The following is a 21,781-nucleotide window of genomic DNA, read 5'->3' as shown; positions in this document are numbered from 1 at the left end:
GATGAAAATGAATATTTATAAGTGAAACTCTAAGCTTTTCCTTAAATAATCGATTTACTGCTTTAAATTTCATCACCGTAGCTCGCTACGCTTCTAAAATTCGCATTGTAAATCAGTTATTTAAGAAAGTTTGAGCTCTGTAATTTTAATCGAACTCAGGTTAATAATCTATAACATTATCACCTCATACCAGCCTTTCCGCTCTGGTGGAATAAATCCTCAAGGAGAAGGTGACATTATTTAAAAAGGCAACTATCTCTCATAGAAAATAGCACTATTATCTGGTCAGAGCTGGCGAGGTAGTGTTTTCCAATCCCAAACACTTGCCTTTAGAACAGATCAGACAAAGCATTGAATCGCATTTAATAGAAGGCTGCTGGTTTGACCCGGATGCATGGCATATCCCCCGATTTAGCTTCCACCGTCTAAATGCTTTTGGTTTAAATGACTACTTATGGTACGAGTTTGAGGCGCTTGATTATACAGAGGCTGATACTGACAGCAGCTCTATCGATGAGTTATTAAGACGTATAACTGCTTAGATGTTCTATTCCAAAACGGGTATAGTCCGAAGCACGAGAGTCCGAAGTCCGGATTTAGTGCATGGTGCGCAAAAGCTCCTTGTCCCAGTGGAAGATTGGGTGCAGAAGCATTCGCCCCTTGGGGAGATACCCGAAGGGAGAGGGGGATTTTTTACACCCTCAGCGTCCTCTTTTTACTCAGCGGTAAATTACGAGTCCGAAGCACGGGAGTCCGAAGTCCGAAAATGGTGCATAGTGCCTGGTGCCCGGAAGGAAACGCAGCTTAATGTGCGCTTCGAAAATAAGATGCAATCCGTATTCTGTTTCTTAACGGCCAATAAGCTGAGTACCTTGCTTACGCAACAAATCCACAGCCTCCTCCTCTAGCGACATATCAATAATATCAATCTGAATATGCTTATAGAACTTCTTGCGAAGATGAGCTTGAAAAGCTACTGCATATTTGTCAAAATTAGTGTCTGCTTTAAGCCCAACACAAAATACATTGCTGTATTCCAAAGCCCAGGCCGCATAACATTCCTTTAGGTTATAATCATAAGTATAATCGCGCACCAGCTTGTTCATCGTTTTGATATCACTCTTCGCTGGCTGTTTATATAGTAAAGTTGTTTCTATCAGATGCACGCAGTTATTACTTAGGTCCTCTTCTGTAATGTTTTTCAAAATATCATCAGTCACATCAAGCCCTCCTTTCAGATTAAACCTCATGGAACGAATGGTATACAAAGGCCCGTAGGGAACACCCCACCAACCAAAAATGGCTGAAATCATATTGTATTTTCTAATTTGAGGTTTGGCCGTTTCCCCATCCTTTAAAAGAAACGCTGGCGAGAAAGGGTAATAGGTGGCAAATATGGGTGAGAAACAATATTGGAAAGCTTTGAAGCGATAACCATTTTCAACTTTGTATTTTAATTCTTCAATAGTTAATGGCTGCGGTAGTTTAAGTTTATATTTCATAGAGTTTGATGATATTACTTACCAACGAATATACTATTTGTGTTTTAATAAATGTCGAAGAATATTTATATGTGAGGTTAAAGGATCGCATCTCTATTGACAATTGCATTTAAAAAATCATTTTTCAACTCAAGCCGTTGAGGCTTCACCTTTTTGCCTCCAGCTCAAAAAGGTGAGAAAAAAAGCCGCCGACTAAAGCACTTGTTTACCCATTAAGTCATCACTCCGGGAAAAATTTAAAGATTTACAGCCTGACACCAAATTTTTCTTTCCTCCGTCTATGCCAATGGGTCCCAAACTACGTTGCTAATGTCGGTAGAAACGCACAAAAAAGTATCTATGCTTTAAATGTGCTTGTCGTGGCGGATTTATAAATTATCACCACATAATTCATGAGGTGCGTAGTTTATTAATATTGGAAGAGTAAGCATAAAAAGCCATTTTTTTTCTCAATTACCCGATTCAACTAACGCTATGCGTACTAGCAGCGCAAAAAAAGGCCCGAAAGTGCTACTTATGATAAGCGGGTGCTATTGGGCTTTTAACGAAAACGAAGGTGCCAGCTCACCAAGTATGCCCGAAATAAACCGGTAAGGTGCATTGACACTGGCCAGCTTAAGCACCCATGCCGGTATGGCACCACCCGGGTCCACCCAGCCGCTTACAACAATCTGGCTTTCGCCGGGAGTAGCGCTGGTTTCAATGGTCCAGCTTTCATAAAAATCCTCTATGCGAATGATGCCCTGGTTTGCAGGCAGATAGTCTGTCAAAACCCTTGACTCCAGGTAATAGCCCTTTTCAGCTCTGGTCACCGTCATCTCCACCACCATATCGCGGTTTTTAACCGGCCAGGGCATATTCATACGCATGTAGTTGGTATAACGCTCATCGGGTTGATGATTTAAGAAACGGATGGAATCAACCAGCTCCATGTGTTTCAGGTTATCGGCAAAATCAACGACCTGCCGGTACACCACCTCAGGCCTGGCCTTCACCGCAGCCACTACTTTGTACATATACAGTTGCGTACCTTCTTTCTGCTTATTATACACCCTTATGCCGTCCTTCTCTTTTTTCAATTGCCAATCGGTGGCCTGTGCCATGGCCACACCCATCAACAGCAGCATACAGGTAGTTATTAGCTTGTAAAGGCGATGATTCATGACTAATGCGTTTTAAGCAAAACAACAGACATTGGCCATGGGTTCAATCACCTCCCTTGCAAACAAAGAGCTGTAAGCCCAGATACGAGCCAATAACAAACAGCCCCGACATTATACAATGCCAGGGCCGTTACTATAGAATTCAAGGATTATACCTGATAACAAAGGGGATTAGTTCCATTCGGTGAAACCGGTCCACATAAACAGGGTTTGAGGGTTTGGACAGCCGGTATTACCCGCCACTTCGTTAACAGTAGCCTCCCCTTCTTTTGGATGACGCACACCGCCCGGGTATGTTGTTTCATCGTAGGTAACACTTTCTACCGAGTAGCTGATGGTTGACTGAGGTGTTCCATCGTGCTTCGAGTCCTGGAAGTCGATTAACACATCGCAGTCGCCATTCTTCAGCAGAATATTTTCCAGCGTGGCGGTGGCACCGCGACGAATTTTAATCAACTCACGCAATCCTTTGGCACCCTCAGGTGTTTCAGAGAATTTAGGTGTGTCCGAGTTGTTGACGATGCTGATGTTGCGCATCACAAAATCTGATTGTCCCACATGATCAGGACCATTGCCGTCCATGTTGCCATCGGCTTCAATACCGCGCGGGTCGGCTTCGGTTGACGAAAATCCCTGTGTCCAGATGCCAAAGGCATTCTCCAGCGTGCCCGACCATCCTTCTGTTACATCAAACATGTCATCATCCTGGTTCACCACCAGCAGGTTAGTTACATTCACTGTTCCGCCAAACCACTCAATCGCATCATCGGCCCCATATGGGATGTAGATGTTTTCGATGGTAGTGCCATTACCCACTCCATTAAGCGTTAATCCGTTGTGCTCAATATCTGCCGACGAGCGGGCACCGGTGTACATCAGCTTCATATAGGTGATTGAACCTGAATTGTCCTGCGCATTGGTACCGCCATACTTTTTGCTGGCATCCACCTCGGCTCCGTTGGTCGTGCCTTCGGTAGCGCCCGAGATAGGTGCATACCCATTGATGTGCAGTCCACCCCAGTCGCCTGCTTTTGGCTCATCAGCGGCCGATGTCAGTGTTACCGGCTCATCAGCTGTTCCGTTGATGAAGATTTTGCCGCCCTGCTCCACCATTATATAACTGTAAAAACCGGGCTTTGCCTTAATGGTAGTACCGGCCGGAATGGTCAGTTTGGCGCCTTTACGAATATTCAGAGTCCCGTTTAAGAGGTACTCCACCTCGGCATCCAGTTCCAGACTGCCGTTAAGGTTACCGGCCAGCAGGTTGCCATCCAGCACATTGTCTTCTTCATAGATTTTTTCATCCTTGTTACACGCGGTAAAAGTCAGGGCCACTGCGGCCAACATAAAGATTAGCTTCTTCATTTTAATAAAAATTTAGTGTTAAATGTTAATGTCTGTATTCGTCATCGTTTTGTTAGAATGTATAGTTAAGGCCGAAACTTACAGCCGATCCTTTTCTGAACTGCTCCAGCTCCAGGCGTTCGCCCGATGGCAAATCGCGGTAGTAGACAAATGCCGGATTAAGCAGGTTCTGACACTTGAGCGACACACCCAGGCGCGACGATAATTGGCCGCTTACCACCACATCGAGTGTTGGCACGCCCTGCTCATACAGGCTGGGCATACCATCGTAGCCAATGGAGTACATACGGTCGCTAAAGTAGTTGAACAACACCGAGCCTGTTACTGATCGCTTGTGTTGGCGATAGGTATAGCTGATGTCGGAGTTGATAATAACAGGAGCTGCTCCCTCCAGCTGCGAGTTGGGCTCCGTTGGTTGTGAGGCCGGGTTAACATGCAGCTTCACCTGCGAATAGGTATAAGTGGCGTTTAGGCCCAGGCTCAATCGCGAAAGCGTTTCCCGGTCGTCGTTACCCCACTCAAACAGGTTTTTGCGCAATTCCATTTCCACGCCGGCCACGGTAGCCACATCACCCACATTATCATACAGCAGGAAACCGCCGGCATTGTTGGAGCTATAGCGCGATATGGGGTCTTCAATCAGTTTGTAAAACGCCCCAACAGACAGCAGCTCGCTTCGCGACAGGTAATTATCCCATTTAATATCCAGGTTGTTGTTGGTGGCCGGGCGCAGCTCTTCGTTACCCCGCTCCTTAAAGGTCATGCCAATGTACTCAAAGGGCGACAGTTCGCGCGATTGTGGCATGGTGTAAGTGCGGCTCACCCCCATCCGCAGTGTATGTTGCTCGTTTAAGTCGTACTTCAGGTTGGCACTGGGCAAGATAAACAGCTGGTCCAGCCTGTTGGTGCGGCGGCCATTGAGTGAGCCGTCTTCACCAAGCTCCCCCACAAAATCAACCAGTATATCCACATAGTCGAGCCCAATGCCGCCGGTCACAAACAGGCTGGGCGACAGCTGAAACACCCCGTTGGCATACACCGCGTGCACATATTTATTCACCTCGTAGTAGCTGTGAATACGCTCCAGGTGCATCTGCCCCGCGTCAAAGCGCTCCTGATTATAAATATAGTCGAAGGACACATCTTCTTTTCGGTCAAACACAATGGTTTCGGTATTCTGCAGGCGTTGCTCGTATTGTATCCCATTGAAGCGATCGCTGGTGAGGCGATTGGTATAGCCTGCACTGATGGCGCTCATGCGATCCTCATCGCCCATGTCATAGGTGAAGGCCAGCCGGCTGTTGATATCCTGACTACTCAAATCGGAGAAAAAACGCTGATTCATGCCTTTTCGGGTATAGGTGCTGTATTTGCCATCGTTGATGTACAGGAAATTAATACGGCGGTCGGGTTCATGGCTGTTCACGGTATTCACGGCTACCCCGGCGTCCAGCATCAGTTTATCAGACAGGCGAAAGTTTCCGTATAGCTGATTAACCAGCAGCACGTTATCATTGATCTGCTGACGATGCAGTAAGAGTGAATCGCGTTCGGCACCACTCTGCAAGGCATCATTGTCGTACCCTTCCAGTTCGCTGAAGTATTGATTGCTGGTGTGGATAGCCATAAAGTTATAAGACAGGCTATTGTCTTTACGCCACTGGTAATTGGCATTGGCCATCAGCAGGTGGCTGGTGTTGATGTCGTATTTATCAATGCCCATATCTTTATAGATAGTCCCGTTGTTGGTCATGTTGCGCTGATGCCCGTCCTGCTTTGATACATCAGACGAATACCCCCCGGTGACAAATACCGACAGCGGATTATCGTTCACCTTCAACTGCTTTCCGGCCGATAGGGTGTAGCTCTGATTACCCACATAACCTGCCGCTGACGGGTCCAGTTTGTTCTGAAAAGCATAGCTGTCGGGAAATTTACCGCCGGCAGGTCCCTGGTAGATATTGGCAAAGCCGAGGGCATTAACGCCATCTGTTTTTAAGAATGTGCCCTGGGCTGCCTGTGCATTCACACCACCCGAAACACTTAGCGACAGCACCTCATCGGACTGTAATACTTTAGTACGCACATCAATAATGGCACTCCCTACATCGCCTGTGCGATCGGCCGTAAAAGCCTTGTCGACCCCTACCGACTGTATCACATCCGACTGAAACATATCCAGGGCAATGTTTTTATAGCGCGGGTCTTCCGATGGTACCGGAAAGCCATTGAGCGTTGTGGCCAAAGTACGATCGCCCAGTCCCCGCACAAACACATTTTTAACGCCTTCCTGCTTAGAAACTCCCGAAACTTTACTCACTGCACTTTCGGCATCACCAATGCCTTTGCGAGATAACTCTTGTGCACCAATACTCTGAACCGCTACAATGGCTTTTTTCTGTTCGAGCAAGAGCATATTTTCATGTTCGCGATTGGCTTTCGCCACCACCATTACTTCGCCCAAATCCATATCGGCGGGGCTAAGTGCAATGCTCAGCACAGTTGGCGCCCCTTCTTTCACCACCACATCACTTACGATTTCAGTTTGGTACGAAATGTACTGAACCCGCAGCGTATAGGTGCCTTCATCCAGGGGAGGCATGCTAAACTCACCATCAAAATTAGTGGTTGTACCCATGGTGGTGCCTTCCACAATAATGGCGGCGCCAATCAGTTCTTCACCCGTTTTCTTATCGGTAATCTTACCTATTACCTGGCCGTTTTGAGCAAACAGCACAGTGCTTTTAATTAATACTAAAAGCAGAATTAATCCTTTTGAATTCATTTCAGTTTGAAAAAATGTCTACTAATCCTTGAAACTATCAGCGATTTTGATTTTCATATACCAGGCATGTCTGTCCACTTGTTCAGACGCCTGAATCATGCCAATATCGTACCGCAAAGTGCTTCAAAATTTCATTTAACGAATTGAAAATGTTGGCTTAACACAGATTTAATTTGCAAAATCAAAATCCACTACATGGGATTGTTTTTAAATCACTTACCACAGGTAACAAAACATTAACAAATGCCCTCCCCAACCTTATCCACCTTTTTGATGCTGCTTTTTGATGCCTTGAGTTATACACTTAAGGAGATGTGCGTGCAAAAGGCGGTAAAATCATTTTAAGTATCAATTGCATTTCAATGTGAGCCTTAATCGAAACAGTGAAATTGCAATGGTTAATGCCAATAATAAACAAAAGCGTCTTTGAGAGTATGTGGACCAAAGGCTGATTTTGATATTAAATCGGTATTACATTACTACCCAAATTGGAAAGACTGAGTCGTTTTTCTTTCCTTCAAACTAATCTAAAATCGTTCTAATTAATCTGAAAAAGCACCTTGTTGGCATTGCTTATTTTCTTATTTTTGCGTGAAAGAACTAAACGGATATAAATGAATACTTTAAAAAAGGTTAAATCGGCATTGATTTCCGTCTTTCATAAGGACGGCTTGGATGAAATTATTACAACATTGCACCAGCAAGGTGTTACCATCTATTCTACAGGTGGTACTCAGGCTTTTATTGAGAGTTTAGACGTGCCATGTGAGCGCGTTGAAGACTTAACCAGCTACCCTTCTATACTTGGTGGTCGTGTAAAAACATTACACCCTAAGGTATTTGGCGGCATACTGGCCCGTCGTGATAACGAAGGAGATTTGGAGCAGCTGGCTCAATACGAGATTCCTGAAATTGACCTGGTGATTGTTGATTTATATCCGTTTGAAGCCACTGTGGCATCGGGCGCTCCTTTACAGGATATCATTGAGAAGATTGATATCGGCGGTATTTCACTGATTCGCGGTGCAGCCAAAAACTACAAGGATGTGATTATTGTGCCTTCGAAAGACCAGTATGCCGACTTACTGGCTATTTTGAAAGAGCAAAATGGCGAATCAACATTAGAAGACCGTTTCAAATTTGCTGCTGCTGCTTTCGGCGTATCGTCTCACTACGACTCAGCCATCTCCAACTTCTTCAATAAGGATAAAGCAGATATGGAGCGTATCAGCCTGAACAACGGCGATGTGTTGCGCTACGGTGAGAATCCACACCAGAAAGCCACTATTTACAAATACAACAACGTGAAAGAGGGTGCCTCATTGGCCAATGCCAATGTATTGCAAGGCAAAGCTCTATCGTACAACAATATGCTGGATGCCGATGCTGCATGGAAAGCGGCCAGCGATGCCTACCACTCGGTTGGGCACATCGAAGGCAAGCAGGCTGTATCCGTGGTGAAGCACCTCAACCCATGCGGTCTGGCTGTCACCAATGACATTATGAAGTCGCTTGAACTGGCCTGGGCCGGTGACCCTATCTCTGCCTTTGGCGGTATCATCTGTTTTACCGATACAGTAACTGGCGAGATTGCTGAGTGGTTTGCCAAGCGATTTGTAGAAATCATTATTGCGCCTGCCTACACACCTGAGGCATTGGAGATTTTCGGCAAGAAAAAGAATCTGCGCTTATTGGAAACACCAATCAAGAATGAACTGACCGGCGAGAAACTGATTCGCTCGGTAAGTGGTGCTATCCTGGTACAGGATGAAGACGAAGGCGTTGACACAGATTTCAAAAACGTAACTGAGAAGCAGTTTGACGCCACCAAAATGGAACTGGCTAAATTTGGTATTACAGCGTGTAAGCACCTGAAGAGTAATGCGATTGCCGTGGTAACTGAGCAGGCCGATGGTTCATTCTGGCTGACAGGTGCCGGTATGGGACAACCCAATCGCCTTGACAGTATGCGCCAGCTGACCATGCCACGTTTCAACATGAAAGAGGGTGTTGACATTGCCAACTCAGTAGTTATCTCAGATGCTTTCTTTCCATTCCGCGACAGCATTGAAGCTGCCAACGAATACGGTGTGAAGTATATTGTGGAGCCAGGCGGAAGCATCCGCGACGAGGAAGTTATTGAGGCCTGCAACGAGTTTGGTATGGCTATGTTATTTACAGGAAAACGTCATTTTAAACACTAAAAATACAGTTGAATGGGACTATTTTCGTTCTTATCGCAAGAAATAGCCATCGACCTTGGTACAGCCAACACCATTATTATTCACAATGATAAGATTGTTGTTGACGAACCATCCATCGTAGCGCTGAACCGCAAGACCGACAAGCTGGAAGCCATTGGAGAAAAGGCCCGCCAGATGCACGGTAAAACCCACGATAATATCTATACCATCCGCCCTTTGCGCGATGGTGTAATCGCCGACTTTAACGCGGCCGAGCAAATGATACGTGGCATGATTAAGATGATTAATCAGAAGCCCCGCCTCTTTGCCCCTTCCCTGTCCATGGTGGTATGTATTCCATCGGGCAGTACCGAAGTGGAGATTCGTGCGGTACGCGACTCATCGGAGCATGCCGGTGGTCGTGAGGTACACATGATATACGAACCTATGGCTGCCGCCCTGGGTATCGGATTGGATGTGGAAGCACCGGAAGGTAACATGGTGGTGGATATAGGTGGTGGTACTACCGAGATTGCGGTTATCTCGCTGGGCGGTATCGTAACAAATAAGTCCATTCGTATTGCCGGTGATGATTTAACGGCTGACATCATGGAGTACATGCGTCGCCAGCACAACATCAAGGTGGGTGAGCGTACAGCTGAAGAGATCAAGATTCAGGTGGGTTCGGCTTTACCAGAGCTGGATGAGCCTCCACAGGATTTCATTGTACAAGGACCAAACCAGATGACGGCTTTACCTATTGAGGTACCTGTTTCGTACCAGGAAATATCACACTGTCTGGAGAAATCTATCTCTAAGATTGAAACAGCGGTATTGTCGGCACTGGAGCAAACGCCTCCTGAGTTATACAGTGACATCGTTAAAAACGGTATTTTCTTAGCTGGTGGTGGAGCCCTGTTACGCGGCTTAGACAAGCGTTTATCGGATAAAATCAACATCCCGTTCCACATTGCAGAAGATCCGTTGCATGCAGTGGCACGTGGCACCGGCATTGCGCTTAAGAACCGCCACAGAATATTGCCATACCTTATCAGATAATAAGGCAGAAGTTTTCAGGCAGAAGTCTGCAAGCTTCTGCGTAAAATACATCTCGACTCCGTCTATAGAGCCGCTATTAAAGCAGTTCGAACGGAGTCGAGAACATTTTAAAAGCTAGAAGCTAACAGCTTCTGTTGCAAAACAGAAACCATACATGAGGGACTTTATACGTTTTATTATCAAATACCATTTTGCCATTCTCTTTCTCATCATTGAATTGGTATGTCTGCTGCTGGTATTTAACTACAATGCCTACCAACGTTCAACGTTCCTTTCTTCCTCCAATGCCCTCACGGGTGGCATATTTAAAAGCTATAACGCCGGTGCCGAATACCTGATGCTGCGTGAAATTAACGAAGATTTAGCCCGCGAAAATGCCTATCTGCGCAGTCGCCTGCCCGAATCGTTTCGTGCATCAAAAGACTATTTTACTCTGGTGTATGACAGCCTGAGCATGCAGGAATACATCTACCGTTCGGCCCGTGTGATTAACAACTCAACCAATAAACGTTTTAATTACCTCACCCTCAACAAAGGGCGCCTTAACGGTATTGAACCCGAGATGGGTGTCATCTCCAATAAAGGAGCCGTGGGCATTGTCAAAAACGTATCAGATAATTACTCAACGGTTATCTCTATTATCAACACCCGCCTCAAAATTTCGGCTAAACTAAAGGAGTCAGGTTTCTTTGGTTCAGTAGAATGGGATGGCAGCTCGTATCAGTACGTGTATCTGCTGGATATTCCGCGTCATGCCGAAGTGAATGTGGGCGATTTGGTGGTTACCAGTGGCTACTCTTCTATCTTCCCCGAAGGCATATTGCTGGGTAATGTAGAGAATGTGGAACTGGAAAAGGGAGCCAGTTTTTACCGCATCAAGGTGAAACTATCAGTTGATTTTAAAAACCTGTCGTTTGTTGAAATTATTGGACACAGCTCAGTGGACGAACAAATTAAGCTAGAAAAGGAGACCGAAGATGATTAGTTACCTGCCACGATACCTGTTCAATTTTGTGTTCTTCACCCTTATACAGGTGTTAGTGCTCAACAATATCCAGCTTAGCGGATACGTGAACCCCTATCTGTACATACTGTTTATCATCACCCTGCCTTTTGAAACACCGGGCTGGCTGTTGCTGCTACTAGGTTTTACTTCGGGCATGGCAGTTGACTTATTTAGTAATACACCCGGCATGCATGCCTCGGCAACTGTGTTTGTTAGCTTCCTCAGACCTTATGTGTTGCGTTTGTTTGCCCCACGCGAAGAGTACCAGCCAGGTACCATTCCAACCATGGCTTACTATGGCCTTGGATGGTTCTTAAGGTATGCTGCCATACTGGTGCTGGGTCATCACCTATTCCTATTTTTCATTGAGGTATTTTCACTCACACACTTCTTTTCAACACTATTAAGGGCACTCAGTAGTACTGTTTTTACGTTAATACTGATCATTGTTGCTCAGCTATTTAGTCAGGGTAAAAAACAAGGGAGGTAAACTGTGGGAGGAATTAATAACAGGACATTACTGATAGCGGCTATCATGGTTGGATTAGGGCTTATATTTATTGTTAAGCTCTTCATCCTTCAGGTTCATGATCCAACCTATAAGTTTTCAGCAGTAAGTAATACACGTCGCCAGGTGACACAATACCCATCTCGGGGTTTGGTGTATGACCGCAACGGTAAATTACTGGTATCCAACCAGGCAGTGTATGATGTGATGGTGGTACCCCGCGATATTGTACCCTTCGACTCCATTGATTTTTGTGAGTCGCTTGACTTAAGCATTGAGCAGTTACGCGAACGATTTGTGCAGATGCGTAAGGATATCCGCTCGCGCAAAATCTCCACCTATAAACCTTCGGTCTTTCTGAAACAGCTATCGGCTGAGCAATACGGCGAATTTCAGGAGAAGCTTTATAAATTTAAAGGCTTTTTTGTTCAGGGACGTACCCTGCGTAAGTACGAATATCCGTCGGCTGCCCATGTATTGGGGTATGTTGGTGAAATCAGCGAAGGACAGCTCAAGAAAGATGCCTATTACTCACAGGGCGACTACGTGGGCATTAGCGGCATTGAGCAAACCTACGAACAGGAATTACGGGGCAAAAAAGGGGTTAAATACATGCTGGTGGATGTGCATGGCCGCGAGAAAGGCGCATTCAGAGGTGGTGAACACGATACAGCTGCCATTGCCGGTAAAAACATCACCCTGTCGCTGGACATAGAGTTGCAGCAATACGGTGAATTGCTGATGCAAAATAAAATAGGCAGTATTGTGGCGGTAGAACCTTCAAGTGGTGAAATACTCGCCCTGGTGTCCGCTCCCAACTATGACCCATCGCTGCTGATTGGCCGCGATCGCTCCAGGAACTTTCCGGTGCTGCTTACCGACTCATTAAAACCGCTGCTCAACAGAGCTATTCAATCAGCCTATCCGCCGGGTTCGACCTTTAAAACCATCAATGCACTGATTGGTTTACAGGAAGGTACGCTTAAGCCATACACTACGCACGAGTGCTTTATGGGCTATTTTGCCCGTGGGCTGTCAGTGGGCTGTCACCTGCATGACTCACCATTGAACCTCACTCAATCGATACAATGCTCCTGCAATGCCTATTACTGCTACGAGCTAAGAAATATACTGGATAATCCGAAATACGAAAATATACAGGAGTCCTTTAACGTATGGAAAGACTACCTGGTGAAATTTGGTTTTGGCTACCGCTTGGGTTCCGATTTTAGGAATGAGGTGCGCGGGTTTGTGCCTAACGCTGATTATTTTGATAAGGTCTATAAGAAAAGCTGGAGTTCGCTCACCGTCATTTCGCTGTCCATCGGGCAGGGGGAACTACTGACAACACCATTGCAAATGGCCAACATGGGTGCCATGATAGCCAATAGAGGACATTTTCTAACACCACACATCATCAAAGATATTGAAGACAGTGAGATAGATGAACGCTTTGCAGAGATACACGAAACAGATATAGACATTCAGCATTTCGCACCCATCGTTAATGGTATGGAATTGGCTGTTTGGGGAGGTGCCGGCAGCACGGCGCGCATTGCCCAGATACCGGGCATTAGCATTTGTGGCAAAACAGGTACAGCGCAAAATCCACATGGAGACGATCACTCCATTTTTATGGCCTTTGCACCCAAAGATGATCCGAAGATTGCCATTGCTGTGTATGTTGAAAACGGTGGTTTTGGTGCCCGGTGGGGAGCACCTATTGCCAGCCTTATGGTGGAAAAATACTTAACTGACAGCATTTCGACACCTTATCGTCAATGGATTGAAAAACGCATGCTAGAAGGAGATTTAATCAATGCCGAACAGAAGCTACAATAAAAGTATTGACTGGATAACAGTGGGGCTATACAGCCTGCTGGTCATTTTTGGCTGGTTAAACATATATGCCGCTAACTTTAATCCTGAGAACCCGGTGTTTTTTGATACCAGCAAAGAGTACTTTAAACAATTAGTATGGATTGGTTTTTCGCTGCTTTTTGTGGGCATGATACTTATTACCGACAGTAAGTTTTACGTAGAATTTGCCTATATATTTTACGGCTTTACCATATTATTGCTGGTGGTAGTGCTGCTGTTTGGTAAAGAAATTAACGGTGCCAAATCGTGGTTTGAGATTGGTCCTATACGCTTTCAACCGGCCGAGCTATCGAAGGTAGCCACCAACCTGGCGGTTGCAAGGGCGCTGAGCCGTTATGGATTCTCATTTAAAAAATTTACCGATCTGGTAAAGGCCAGTGCGGTGGTACTGTTTCCAATGCTGCTTATTCTCTTACAAAATGATACCGGTTCGGCACTGGTATACTTCGTGTTTATCATTGTTTTCTACCGCGAAGGCTTAACAGGTTATATTCTGACTTTTGGGTTAATAGCCGGTATTGTAACAACTTTAACGCTGCTCATACCCAACTCCACCATACTAGGCTTAATAGCCTTAAGCATTATTGGTATTCTTTATTTTAAAGGCGTTAGAAAAGATCTGTTTAAAGCATTGGTGATAGGAGGTGTTATATTGGGAGCCAGCTATGCAGTGTATGAATATTCCAACTCAACTATTGATTTGGAATATGTATTGATTCCAGCCATCCTGTTTGTGAGTATCTACCTTTTGTCCATCTCTATCTCAAAACGCATCCATAAATTTATTCCCACCTATTTATTAATTCTTTGGAGCGCTATTATTCTGGCACTTACTGCCGATTACTTCTTCGAGGATGTACTGTCGCATTACCAGCGGACACGTATCAATGTGTTACTGGGTATTGAGGAAGATCCTTTGGGAGCAGGTTACAATGTTAATCAGTCGAAAATTGCCATTGGCTCAGGTGGTTTAACAGGAAAAGGTTACCTGCAGGGCACACAAACAAAGTTCAACTTCGTACCCGAGCAATCTACCGACTTTATCTACTGCACTGTGGGTGAAGAATGGGGATTTATGGGCTCTACTGCTGTTGTTCTCCTATTCCTTGCCCTGCTGCTCCGGCTACTATATCTATCTGACAAACAACATTCTACCTTCAGTAGGGTGTATGGCTATGGTGTGGCCGCCATCTTCTTCTTTCACTTTGCCATTAACATAGGTATGACCATTGGATTGTCACCGGTAATTGGTATCCCGCTGCCATTTTTTAGCTATGGCGGCTCCTCTCTGTGGGGATTTACTCTCTTACTATTTGTATTCCTGAAACTTGACACCAATCGCAACGAACTAATACGTTAAAAATACTTAATCATCGTAAGCACTTTTCCTTATTTAAGAAGCGAACATACGCTATCTAACTGACTATCTTATTCTTTATTAAATTATCAATTGATAGTTCAAGGATTTTGTTGTAAATTATAATTGTTGTACTTTTGCCGCACATCATTTGTAATGATTTAACCCCCCGAGACTTTCGGTCATGTTGCTGTGGGAATGAAGGTTAGCAACGTTCAAAAATGCCCGGTTTCGGAATTTTAACAAATGATTCCGCACATAATTTGCCGAATCAATAAAAATGGAGAATGCCTATGAAGTATCAAATTTATGCGCTGCACAATTATCGACAAATTCCACAAATCGAAAGACTTTCGGAGGAGGACATCTTTAGCATTGAAGTGGTAGGAACTGTTTTACCCTTTAAAACTAACAGCTATGTTGTTAATGAATTAATAGATTGGGATAATTATAAAGAAGACCCAATATTCATTTTGAACTTCCCCCAGAAAGGCATGCTTGATGAGGAAGACTTCAATCATATGGCAAAAGTGCTGAAAAGTGGTGCCGATAAAGCAACCATAAAAATAGAAGCTAACAAAATTCGTGAAAAACTGAATCCGCATCCTGCCGGGCAAATGGAATACAATGTGCCGGAACTCAATGGTGTTAAACTAACAGGTGTTCAGCATAAATACGATGAAACCATGCTGTTCTTCCCCGCCCAGGGACAAACCTGCCACGCCTATTGTACATTCTGTTTCCGCTGGCCTCAATTCACCAACATGGACGAAATGAAATTCGCCATGAAGGAGATTGATTACGTTATTGAATACCTGAAACAGCATCCTGAAATTACTGACTTGTTAATTACAGGAGGCGATCCAATGGTGATGAAGGGGCAAATGCTGGATGCTTATTTAAGCGCCTTGGTGGAGGCCAATATTCCTCACCTTAAAAACATCCGTATCGGTTCAAAAACGTTAGGTTTCTGGCCATATCGCTACCTGACCGACAGCGATGCCGATGAAGTGCTAAATGCCTTTAAAAAGGTAACTGATGCAGGTATCTCTTTAGCCTTTATGGCGCACTTTAACCACTACCGCGAGTTAGAAACTGAAGCAGTACAGGCAGCCATTAAAAAGATACGCGCTACCGGCGCACAAATACGTACCCAATCGCCGTTATTAAATAACATCAACGCTAAACCTGAGATTTGGTCTACTATGTGGCAAATGCAGGTGAGCCTGGGCTTGATTCCTTATTACATGTTTATTGCACGTGATACAGGCGCTCAGAAGTACTTTGGTGTATCATTGGCCGATGCCTGGAAAGTTTTCCAAAAAGCCTACCAGAATGTAAGTGGCATCTGCCGTACAGTGCGCGGACCAAGTATGTCATGCACACCTGGTAAAGTACGTATTGTTGGCGTATCAGAGATAAAAGGTGAAAAGGTGTACACACTTGAGTTCATCCAGGGACGTGAAAGCAATTGGGTAGCACGCCCATTCTTTGCCAAGTACGATGCGCAAGCCAAGTGGATGGATGATTTAGTACCTGCTTTTGGTGCTGATGAATTTTTCTTTGAACAGGAGTTTTCAGATATGTTCTTAAAATAGGCACATCTTTCAATATAAAAGACAAGCAGAACTTCTAAGAGGTTCTGCTTTTTTCGTCCTGATAAGTTACCAACAGAACAAGAATAGAAAGTCATTTTTTGTTACTTTGCATCAGAAATAAGAATAGCAGATGGAGAAGAACAGTTTAATAGCACCTTTTTTGAAATGGGTTGGTGGCAAACGCCAGCTGATACCGGCTATTAATCAACTTCTGCCCCGGCAATACAACTGCTATTACGAGGCCTTTGTGGGTGGCGGAGCTGTCCTGTTTAACATTCAACCTGGCAAAGCTGTTATTAATGATTTTAATCCTGAGTTGATTAATGTTTATAAGGTGATTAAAAACCATCCTGAAGCATTAATCAAAGACCTGAAAAGGCACAAAAACGAGTCGGACTACTTTTACGAGTTGAGAGCGCTGGATCGTCAGGCGTCTTTTGCCAAACTCTCAGATATTAAAAAAGCATCGCGCATTATCTACCTTAACAAGACCTGCTATAATGGGCTATACCGCGTTAATAGTGCCGGAGAATTTAATGCCCCCTTTGGCCGGTATAAGAATCCCAACATTGTTAATGATGTGACCATAAGAGCGGTGAGTGAGTTTCTAAATGCCAATGATATTACCATATTAAACGGCGATTTTGAGAAGGCGGTTGAATCGGCACAGCAAGATGATTTCGTGTATTTCGATCCACCCTATGTACCGGTATCACAAAGTGCTAACTTTACTGGCTATGTGAAGGGTGGTTTTGACCTGGCCGAACAGGAACGGCTGCGCAACGTATGCCACCAACTGAACGACAAAGGCGTTAAGTTTCTTTTATCCAACTCATCAACACCCGTCATTCATGAGCTCTACAAAGACTATGACATACAAATTGTTAAGGCAACACGGGCCATTAACTCCAATGCCTTAAAACGTGGTGCCATTGATGAAGTGCTGATACGCAACTATGAGTAAGCTCTCAAAAAACGACCAGGCCTGGAACAGCCTCTTTTATGAACTGGATATTCTTCAGCATATTAAGCAAGCGGGTTATTTTGAGATAAGTTCATCAGTTATTAACCGTTATCGTGAAGCCCGGTTGATGACCAAATTTGACTATTCATCACAACTGCCGGAAATTTTTAAAAAGCACCAACTGGGTATCCTGCCGAACTCTCGCGGCACCTATATCATCTCTGATTTCACAATATTTCATGCGTTCAAAGGCCATCATCCGCCAATTGTCAACGTAGCCTTTCCAAACCACATAGAAAGCATCGACTACAACAACATCACAAGTGAATCAACGGCTATCAATTGTGCATTTATAGCCGGCATACTGACTGACTTTACCGGCGAGACACAGCTCTACCCCACTATCAATGGCCGTATGGGCTCATCAGTGTTTAACTTCAATATATCAACAACATCGGGCAGCATTAGCATGTCTGTTAATAATGCACAGCTTGAAATTGATGCCGGCTATGAAGGTAAAGAGGCCATTTACCTCATCGAAGCCAAAAATGTACTGTCTGATGATTTCCTGATTCGCCAACTATACTATCCATTCCGCCTTTGGTCGGGCCAATCGCGAAAGCGTATTCACCCCATCTTTTTGACCTATACCAATGGCCTCTTTCATTTGCGCGAATACACCTTTGATAAGGCAGATGACTATAATTCCATTCGACAGGTAAAAGAGAAAAGATATGCCTTTACGGGTGAGGCCATCGATATTGAAAGCATCAGGAATATAATCAGAAATAACCCGTGCGTGATAGAGCCTTCTGTCCCATTCCCTCAGGCTAATTCCTTTGAACGACTTATCAACCTGTGTGAACTACTGCATATTCATGGCTCACTCAAACATACATTTATAACAGACAATTACGCTTTTGATGCACGTCAGACCAATTATTACACCGATGCCGGCAGGTACCTGGGTGTAATTGGTAAGCAGAAAATCAACGGAGATGTTGAGTTTTTCTTAACGGCAACAGGTGAAAAGCTCTTTGATGCACCCATCGCCCGGCGAACCCGTCAGTTTATTGAACTGATTTTATCGCATACTGTATTTAAAGAAGTGTTCAAAGCCTACCTGCAACAGCGTCAAATGCCTTGTAAGGATGAAATTGTCAGCATCATGCAATCGTCACAACTCTATAATATCAACTCGGAAGCGACCTACTATCGCAGAGCCTCCACCATTGCCCAATGGGTAAATTGGATGCTTGAACAGATTGAAAGCTAAGCTATGATTAAACCCTATTTTGAAGAAAAAGATTTTAGCTCCATTGACTATACTCAGCAAGAGTTAGACAAAGGTGAATATGAGAACTGTCTGTTTACCAACTGTATCTTTACCGAAGTCGATCTGCGTGAATTTAGCTTTATCGACTGCCAGTTTATTAACTGCGACCTCAGCAATGCCAATATCAGCCATACGGTATTTAGAGATGTGCAGTTTAAAAGCTGTAAGCTGCTTGGGCTGCAGTTTAATGAAAGTAACGAACTGTTTTTCACGGCCTCTTTCGATAGCTGTCAGCTTCGTCTGGCCTCGTTTTACAGACGTAAGCTAAAGGGCTGCAGCTTCATCAACTGCCAGCTGCATGAAGTAGACTTTGCCGAGGCAGACTTGCAGAAAGCCAGGTTTGAGCAATGCGATTTCAGTAATGCTCTGTTCGACAGCACCAACCTCACCAAAGTTGACTTGTCAGATTCTTATCATTTCACCATCGATCCGGAAGTGAATACCATCACCAAAGCCAGCTTTTCAGCACAACAACTCATTGGTTTATTGCGTAAGTATCAGATAATCGTTAAACCCTAAAAACCTGATACCCGACAGCATTTACTGAGATGCTTTTTTCTACCTTTGCGCTCACCAAAAAATCGTGCCATGTTTGAACGCTACAAAGTACTGGGTAGTTTAATTTTATCGATGATTTGCTGGGCTTTTTCATTTGTTTGGATCAAGCAGGCATTTATCTCATTCAACCCGCTCACCATTATTGTGATGCGCTTAGTCATCAGCGCCGGTCTGCTTGCCATTATCTTAAAGCTGTTAGGACAGCTTGTCAGCATGCGCAAAGCCGACCTCAAATGGTTTCTGCTACTGGCCTTTTTTGAGCCCTTTCTCTACTTCATGGGTGAAAGCTTTGGACTGGAACTGGTGTCCTCTACAGTTGGTGCAGTTATCGTTTCAACCATCCCGCTTTTTGCTCCCATTACCGATAAACTCTTTTTTAAGAGCCGCATCAGCTGGGCCAATATACTTGGTATTATTGTATCATTTGCTGGCGTATTACTACTTATCTTCAAAGGTGACTTTTCATTGGCAGCGCCACTTAATGGTATATTGTTGGTTTTTTTGGCTGTTTTTGCTGCTTTAGGTTATTCAGTGGTGCTCAAGAAGGTACCCGGCAACTACAACGCAGTGAGTATCATCACCTATCAAAATGCCATTGGACTACTTTATTTCCTGCCTTTATTTTTGATATATGACCTGCCAGTGCTGAATACTAAACCATTAACCATGGAGTCCATCTATGCAGTTGTTATGCTGGCCGTTGTTGCCTCGTCACTGGCATTTATCTTCTTCACGCATGGTATGCGTATCATTGGCATCACCAAAGCCAACGTGTTTGTGAATATGATACCGGTTTTTACAGCCATTCTGGCCTGGATTATATTAGGCGAAGTGATTACACTTCAGATGATGATTGGTATTTTATTGGTAATTGGCGGTGTATTTGTTTCTCAATTAAAACTGCGCAGACGTGGATTTTGATCCAAAGAAATTAGACCAGGAGGCCCGAAATAAGGCGAAAGAGAACAAGGCATTTTTGGCAAAACTCAAGAAGAAGCGTCCAAAAAGTCTGGACGATGAAGCGCAGCGTCTGCATCACGAGGTGTTTGAGTACACCGATTGTTTGCAGTGTGCCAATTGCTGTAAATCCATCAGCCCCATTGTCATAGACCGCGACATTGATCGATTAGCCAATCACCTCAAAATGAAACCTAAAGAAGTGATTGAACAATACCTGTTACTGGATGATGACGGTGATTATGTATTTCGCGAAACGCCCTGCCCTTTTTTAATGCCCGATAACTACTGCATGGTGTATGAATCGCGTCCAAGGGCCTGCCGCGAATACCCACATACCGACCGTAAACGCTTCTACCAGATAACCGGCCTAACCTATAAGAATACCTTCATCTGCCCGGCAGTATTTGATGTGGTTGAAGGCCTGAAACCGATATTTGATAAATGATTGGGATTAGGACACTATTTTGATATTTTTGCCGTTTAGAACTTACAATGAAAACACTATCAGTCATACTAATTGCTGCCATTGTACTATTGGCAAACCATTCATCTGCCAATGCCCAGCAAGCCGGTAGCAACACCTATGACTTTTTGAACCTAACCAATTCGGCCCGAGTTGGTGCGTTAGGGGGCAACCAGGTAGGCATGAACCTTGAAGATGTCAGTCTGGTGTTCCATAATCCGGCCAACCTTTCCAGTGAACTGCATCAGTCGCTAACGTTTAACTACGTTCCTTATGTAGCCGATATCAAAATGACCTATGCAGGCTACGCTCATCACATCGAAAGTGTTGGGACCTTTGGTATTAGTGTTCATGCCATTAATTATGGCACCTTTGACCGGGCCGATATTGACGGTAATCTACAGGGGACTTTCTCTGCAGCCGAATATGCCATTAATCTTAGCTATTCAAAAGCGCTGTCGCCGAGATTAATGGCAGGTATCTCATTAAAACCTATTATCTCCAACCTGGAGCAATATAATTCATTTGGTTTGGCGGCTGATTTAGGTGTGCTGTACACCTCAACTGACGGACTTTTCTCAGCCGGACTCACCCTAAAAAATATTGGTTCGCAAATAACCACTTACAACGATACTTACGAACCTCTGCCAACAGACCTGCAGATAGGTATCAGTAAAAAACTGGCTCATGCACCCTTTCGCTTTTCACTGACCGCACAGGATTTATTCGACTGGAACATGAAATACAAAGTCAGTGATGGCAATGGTGATATCATTGAAGGCGAAGGTAATGACGGGAATGCATTTGACCAGCTGATGCGTCACATGGTTGTGGGAGTTGAACTGGTGCCATCGGATAATTTTTATGTGGCCGTTGGCTATAATCACCGTCGCCGTCAAGAGCTGGGCATTAATGAAAAAATGTCGACAACAGGTTTTTCGTGGGGCTTTGGCTTTCGGGTATATAAATTCCACTTTGCCTATGGCTCTGCCCGTTACCACCTGGCTGGCTCAAGCAATCATTTTAGCATTTCAACCAACCTGGGCAACTTCCGCCGCTAATTAAAAGCAAAAAAAAAGCTGCCGGCTGCTAA

The 21,781-nt window shown here is 44.5% G+C and carries 18 protein-coding genes; 14 read left to right on the top strand and 4 right to left on the bottom strand.

Translation table 11 applies throughout. The annotated features are described in order from the left end of the window. The first annotated feature begins 323 nt into the window (after positions 1–323). Complete coding sequence (locus tag KEM09_RS14480) at positions 324–542, top strand: hypothetical protein (RefSeq protein WP_212229373.1); 219 nt, start codon at positions 324–326, stop codon at positions 540–542. 306 nt (positions 543–848) lie between these two features. Here the strand turns inward: KEM09_RS14480 and KEM09_RS14475 are convergent, their stop codons facing one another. The 4 genes from KEM09_RS14475 to KEM09_RS14460 form a co-directional block, all read right to left on the bottom strand. Next, complete coding sequence (locus KEM09_RS14475; RefSeq protein WP_212229369.1) at positions 849–1,502, bottom strand: hypothetical protein; 654 nt, start codon at positions 1,500–1,502, stop codon at positions 849–851. Between the two features lie 530 nt (positions 1,503–2,032). Continuing rightward, a complete protein-coding gene (locus KEM09_RS14470; RefSeq protein ID WP_212229367.1) occupies positions 2,033–2,665 on the bottom strand; it encodes an START domain-containing protein in 633 nt (210 codons plus the stop codon). Positions 2,666–2,836: 171 nt separating this feature from the next. After that, positions 2,837–4,030, bottom strand: a complete 1,194-nt coding sequence (locus KEM09_RS14465) for a hypothetical protein (protein WP_212229365.1) — start codon at positions 4,028–4,030, stop codon at positions 2,837–2,839. 52 nt (positions 4,031–4,082) lie between these two features. Then, positions 4,083–6,815 (bottom strand): TonB-dependent receptor, encoded by a 2,733-nt coding sequence (locus KEM09_RS14460; protein ID WP_212229363.1) that lies wholly within the window; start codon positions 6,813–6,815, stop codon positions 4,083–4,085. A gap of 614 nt (positions 6,816–7,429) precedes the next feature. Here KEM09_RS14460 and purH point away from each other — a divergent pair. From purH to porQ, 13 genes are all read left to right on the top strand, one after another. Beyond that, positions 7,430–9,019: a bifunctional phosphoribosylaminoimidazolecarboxamide formyltransferase/IMP cyclohydrolase gene (purH, locus tag KEM09_RS14455; RefSeq protein ID WP_212229361.1), complete on the top strand. Its 1,590-nt coding sequence runs from the start codon at positions 7,430–7,432 to the stop codon at positions 9,017–9,019. A 12-nt stretch (positions 9,020–9,031) separates the two neighbouring features. Then, complete coding sequence (locus KEM09_RS14450; protein WP_212191895.1) at positions 9,032–10,057, top strand: rod shape-determining protein; 1,026 nt, start codon at positions 9,032–9,034, stop codon at positions 10,055–10,057. A 154-nt stretch (positions 10,058–10,211) separates the two neighbouring features. Next, positions 10,212–11,042 (top strand): rod shape-determining protein MreC, encoded by an 831-nt coding sequence (mreC, locus tag KEM09_RS14445; RefSeq protein ID WP_212191894.1) that lies wholly within the window; start codon positions 10,212–10,214, stop codon positions 11,040–11,042. Further along, complete coding sequence (mreD, locus tag KEM09_RS14440) at positions 11,035–11,553, top strand: rod shape-determining protein MreD (RefSeq protein ID WP_212229359.1); 519 nt, start codon at positions 11,035–11,037, stop codon at positions 11,551–11,553. The genes mreC and mreD overlap by 8 nt, the downstream gene beginning before the upstream one ends. Positions 11,554–11,598: 45 nt before the next feature. Next, positions 11,599–13,413: a penicillin-binding protein 2 gene (gene mrdA, locus KEM09_RS14435; protein WP_244825035.1), complete on the top strand. Its 1,815-nt coding sequence runs from the start codon at positions 11,599–11,601 to the stop codon at positions 13,411–13,413. Continuing rightward, positions 13,391–14,812 carry a rod shape-determining protein RodA gene (gene rodA, locus KEM09_RS14430; protein WP_212229355.1) on the top strand — a complete coding sequence of 474 codons (1,422 nt, stop codon included), beginning with the start codon at positions 13,391–13,393 and terminating at the stop codon, positions 14,810–14,812. The genes mrdA and rodA overlap by 23 nt, the downstream gene beginning before the upstream one ends. A gap of 290 nt (positions 14,813–15,102) precedes the next feature. Beyond that, positions 15,103–16,407, top strand: coding sequence for a KamA family radical SAM protein (locus KEM09_RS14425; protein WP_212229353.1), 1,305 nt, complete (start codon positions 15,103–15,105; stop codon positions 16,405–16,407). 130 nt (positions 16,408–16,537) lie between these two features. Then, complete coding sequence (locus KEM09_RS14420; protein ID WP_212229351.1) at positions 16,538–17,371, top strand: DNA adenine methylase; 834 nt, start codon at positions 16,538–16,540, stop codon at positions 17,369–17,371. Beyond that, entirely contained in the window at positions 17,364–18,647 is a 1,284-nt protein-coding gene (locus tag KEM09_RS14415; RefSeq protein WP_212229349.1) for a type II restriction enzyme, read from the top strand. Before KEM09_RS14420 ends, KEM09_RS14415 begins: the two co-directional genes overlap by 8 nt. Positions 18,648–18,650: 3 nt before the next feature. Then, positions 18,651–19,226: a pentapeptide repeat-containing protein gene (locus tag KEM09_RS14410; protein WP_212229348.1), complete on the top strand. Its 576-nt coding sequence runs from the start codon at positions 18,651–18,653 to the stop codon at positions 19,224–19,226. A gap of 69 nt (positions 19,227–19,295) precedes the next feature. Then, positions 19,296–20,186 carry a DMT family transporter gene (locus KEM09_RS14405; protein WP_212229347.1) on the top strand — a complete coding sequence of 297 codons (891 nt, stop codon included), beginning with the start codon at positions 19,296–19,298 and terminating at the stop codon, positions 20,184–20,186. Then, the gene (locus tag KEM09_RS14400) at positions 20,176–20,670 is read left to right on the top strand and encodes a YkgJ family cysteine cluster protein (protein ID WP_212229346.1); all 495 of its coding nucleotides are present in this window, start codon (positions 20,176–20,178) and stop codon (positions 20,668–20,670) included. The genes KEM09_RS14405 and KEM09_RS14400 overlap by 11 nt, the downstream gene beginning before the upstream one ends. 47 nt (positions 20,671–20,717) lie before the next feature. Continuing rightward, positions 20,718–21,749, top strand: coding sequence for a type IX secretion system protein PorQ (gene porQ / locus KEM09_RS14395; RefSeq protein WP_212229345.1), 1,032 nt, complete (start codon positions 20,718–20,720; stop codon positions 21,747–21,749). The last annotated feature ends 32 nt before the right edge of the window (positions 21,750–21,781 follow it).

Origin of the sequence: Carboxylicivirga mesophila, from assembly GCF_018271975.1 — a bacterium.
GTDB classification, from domain to species: Bacteria; Bacteroidota; Bacteroidia; order Bacteroidales; family Marinilabiliaceae; genus Carboxylicivirga; species Carboxylicivirga mesophila.
This window is presented reverse-complemented; position numbering and strand designations above follow the sequence as displayed.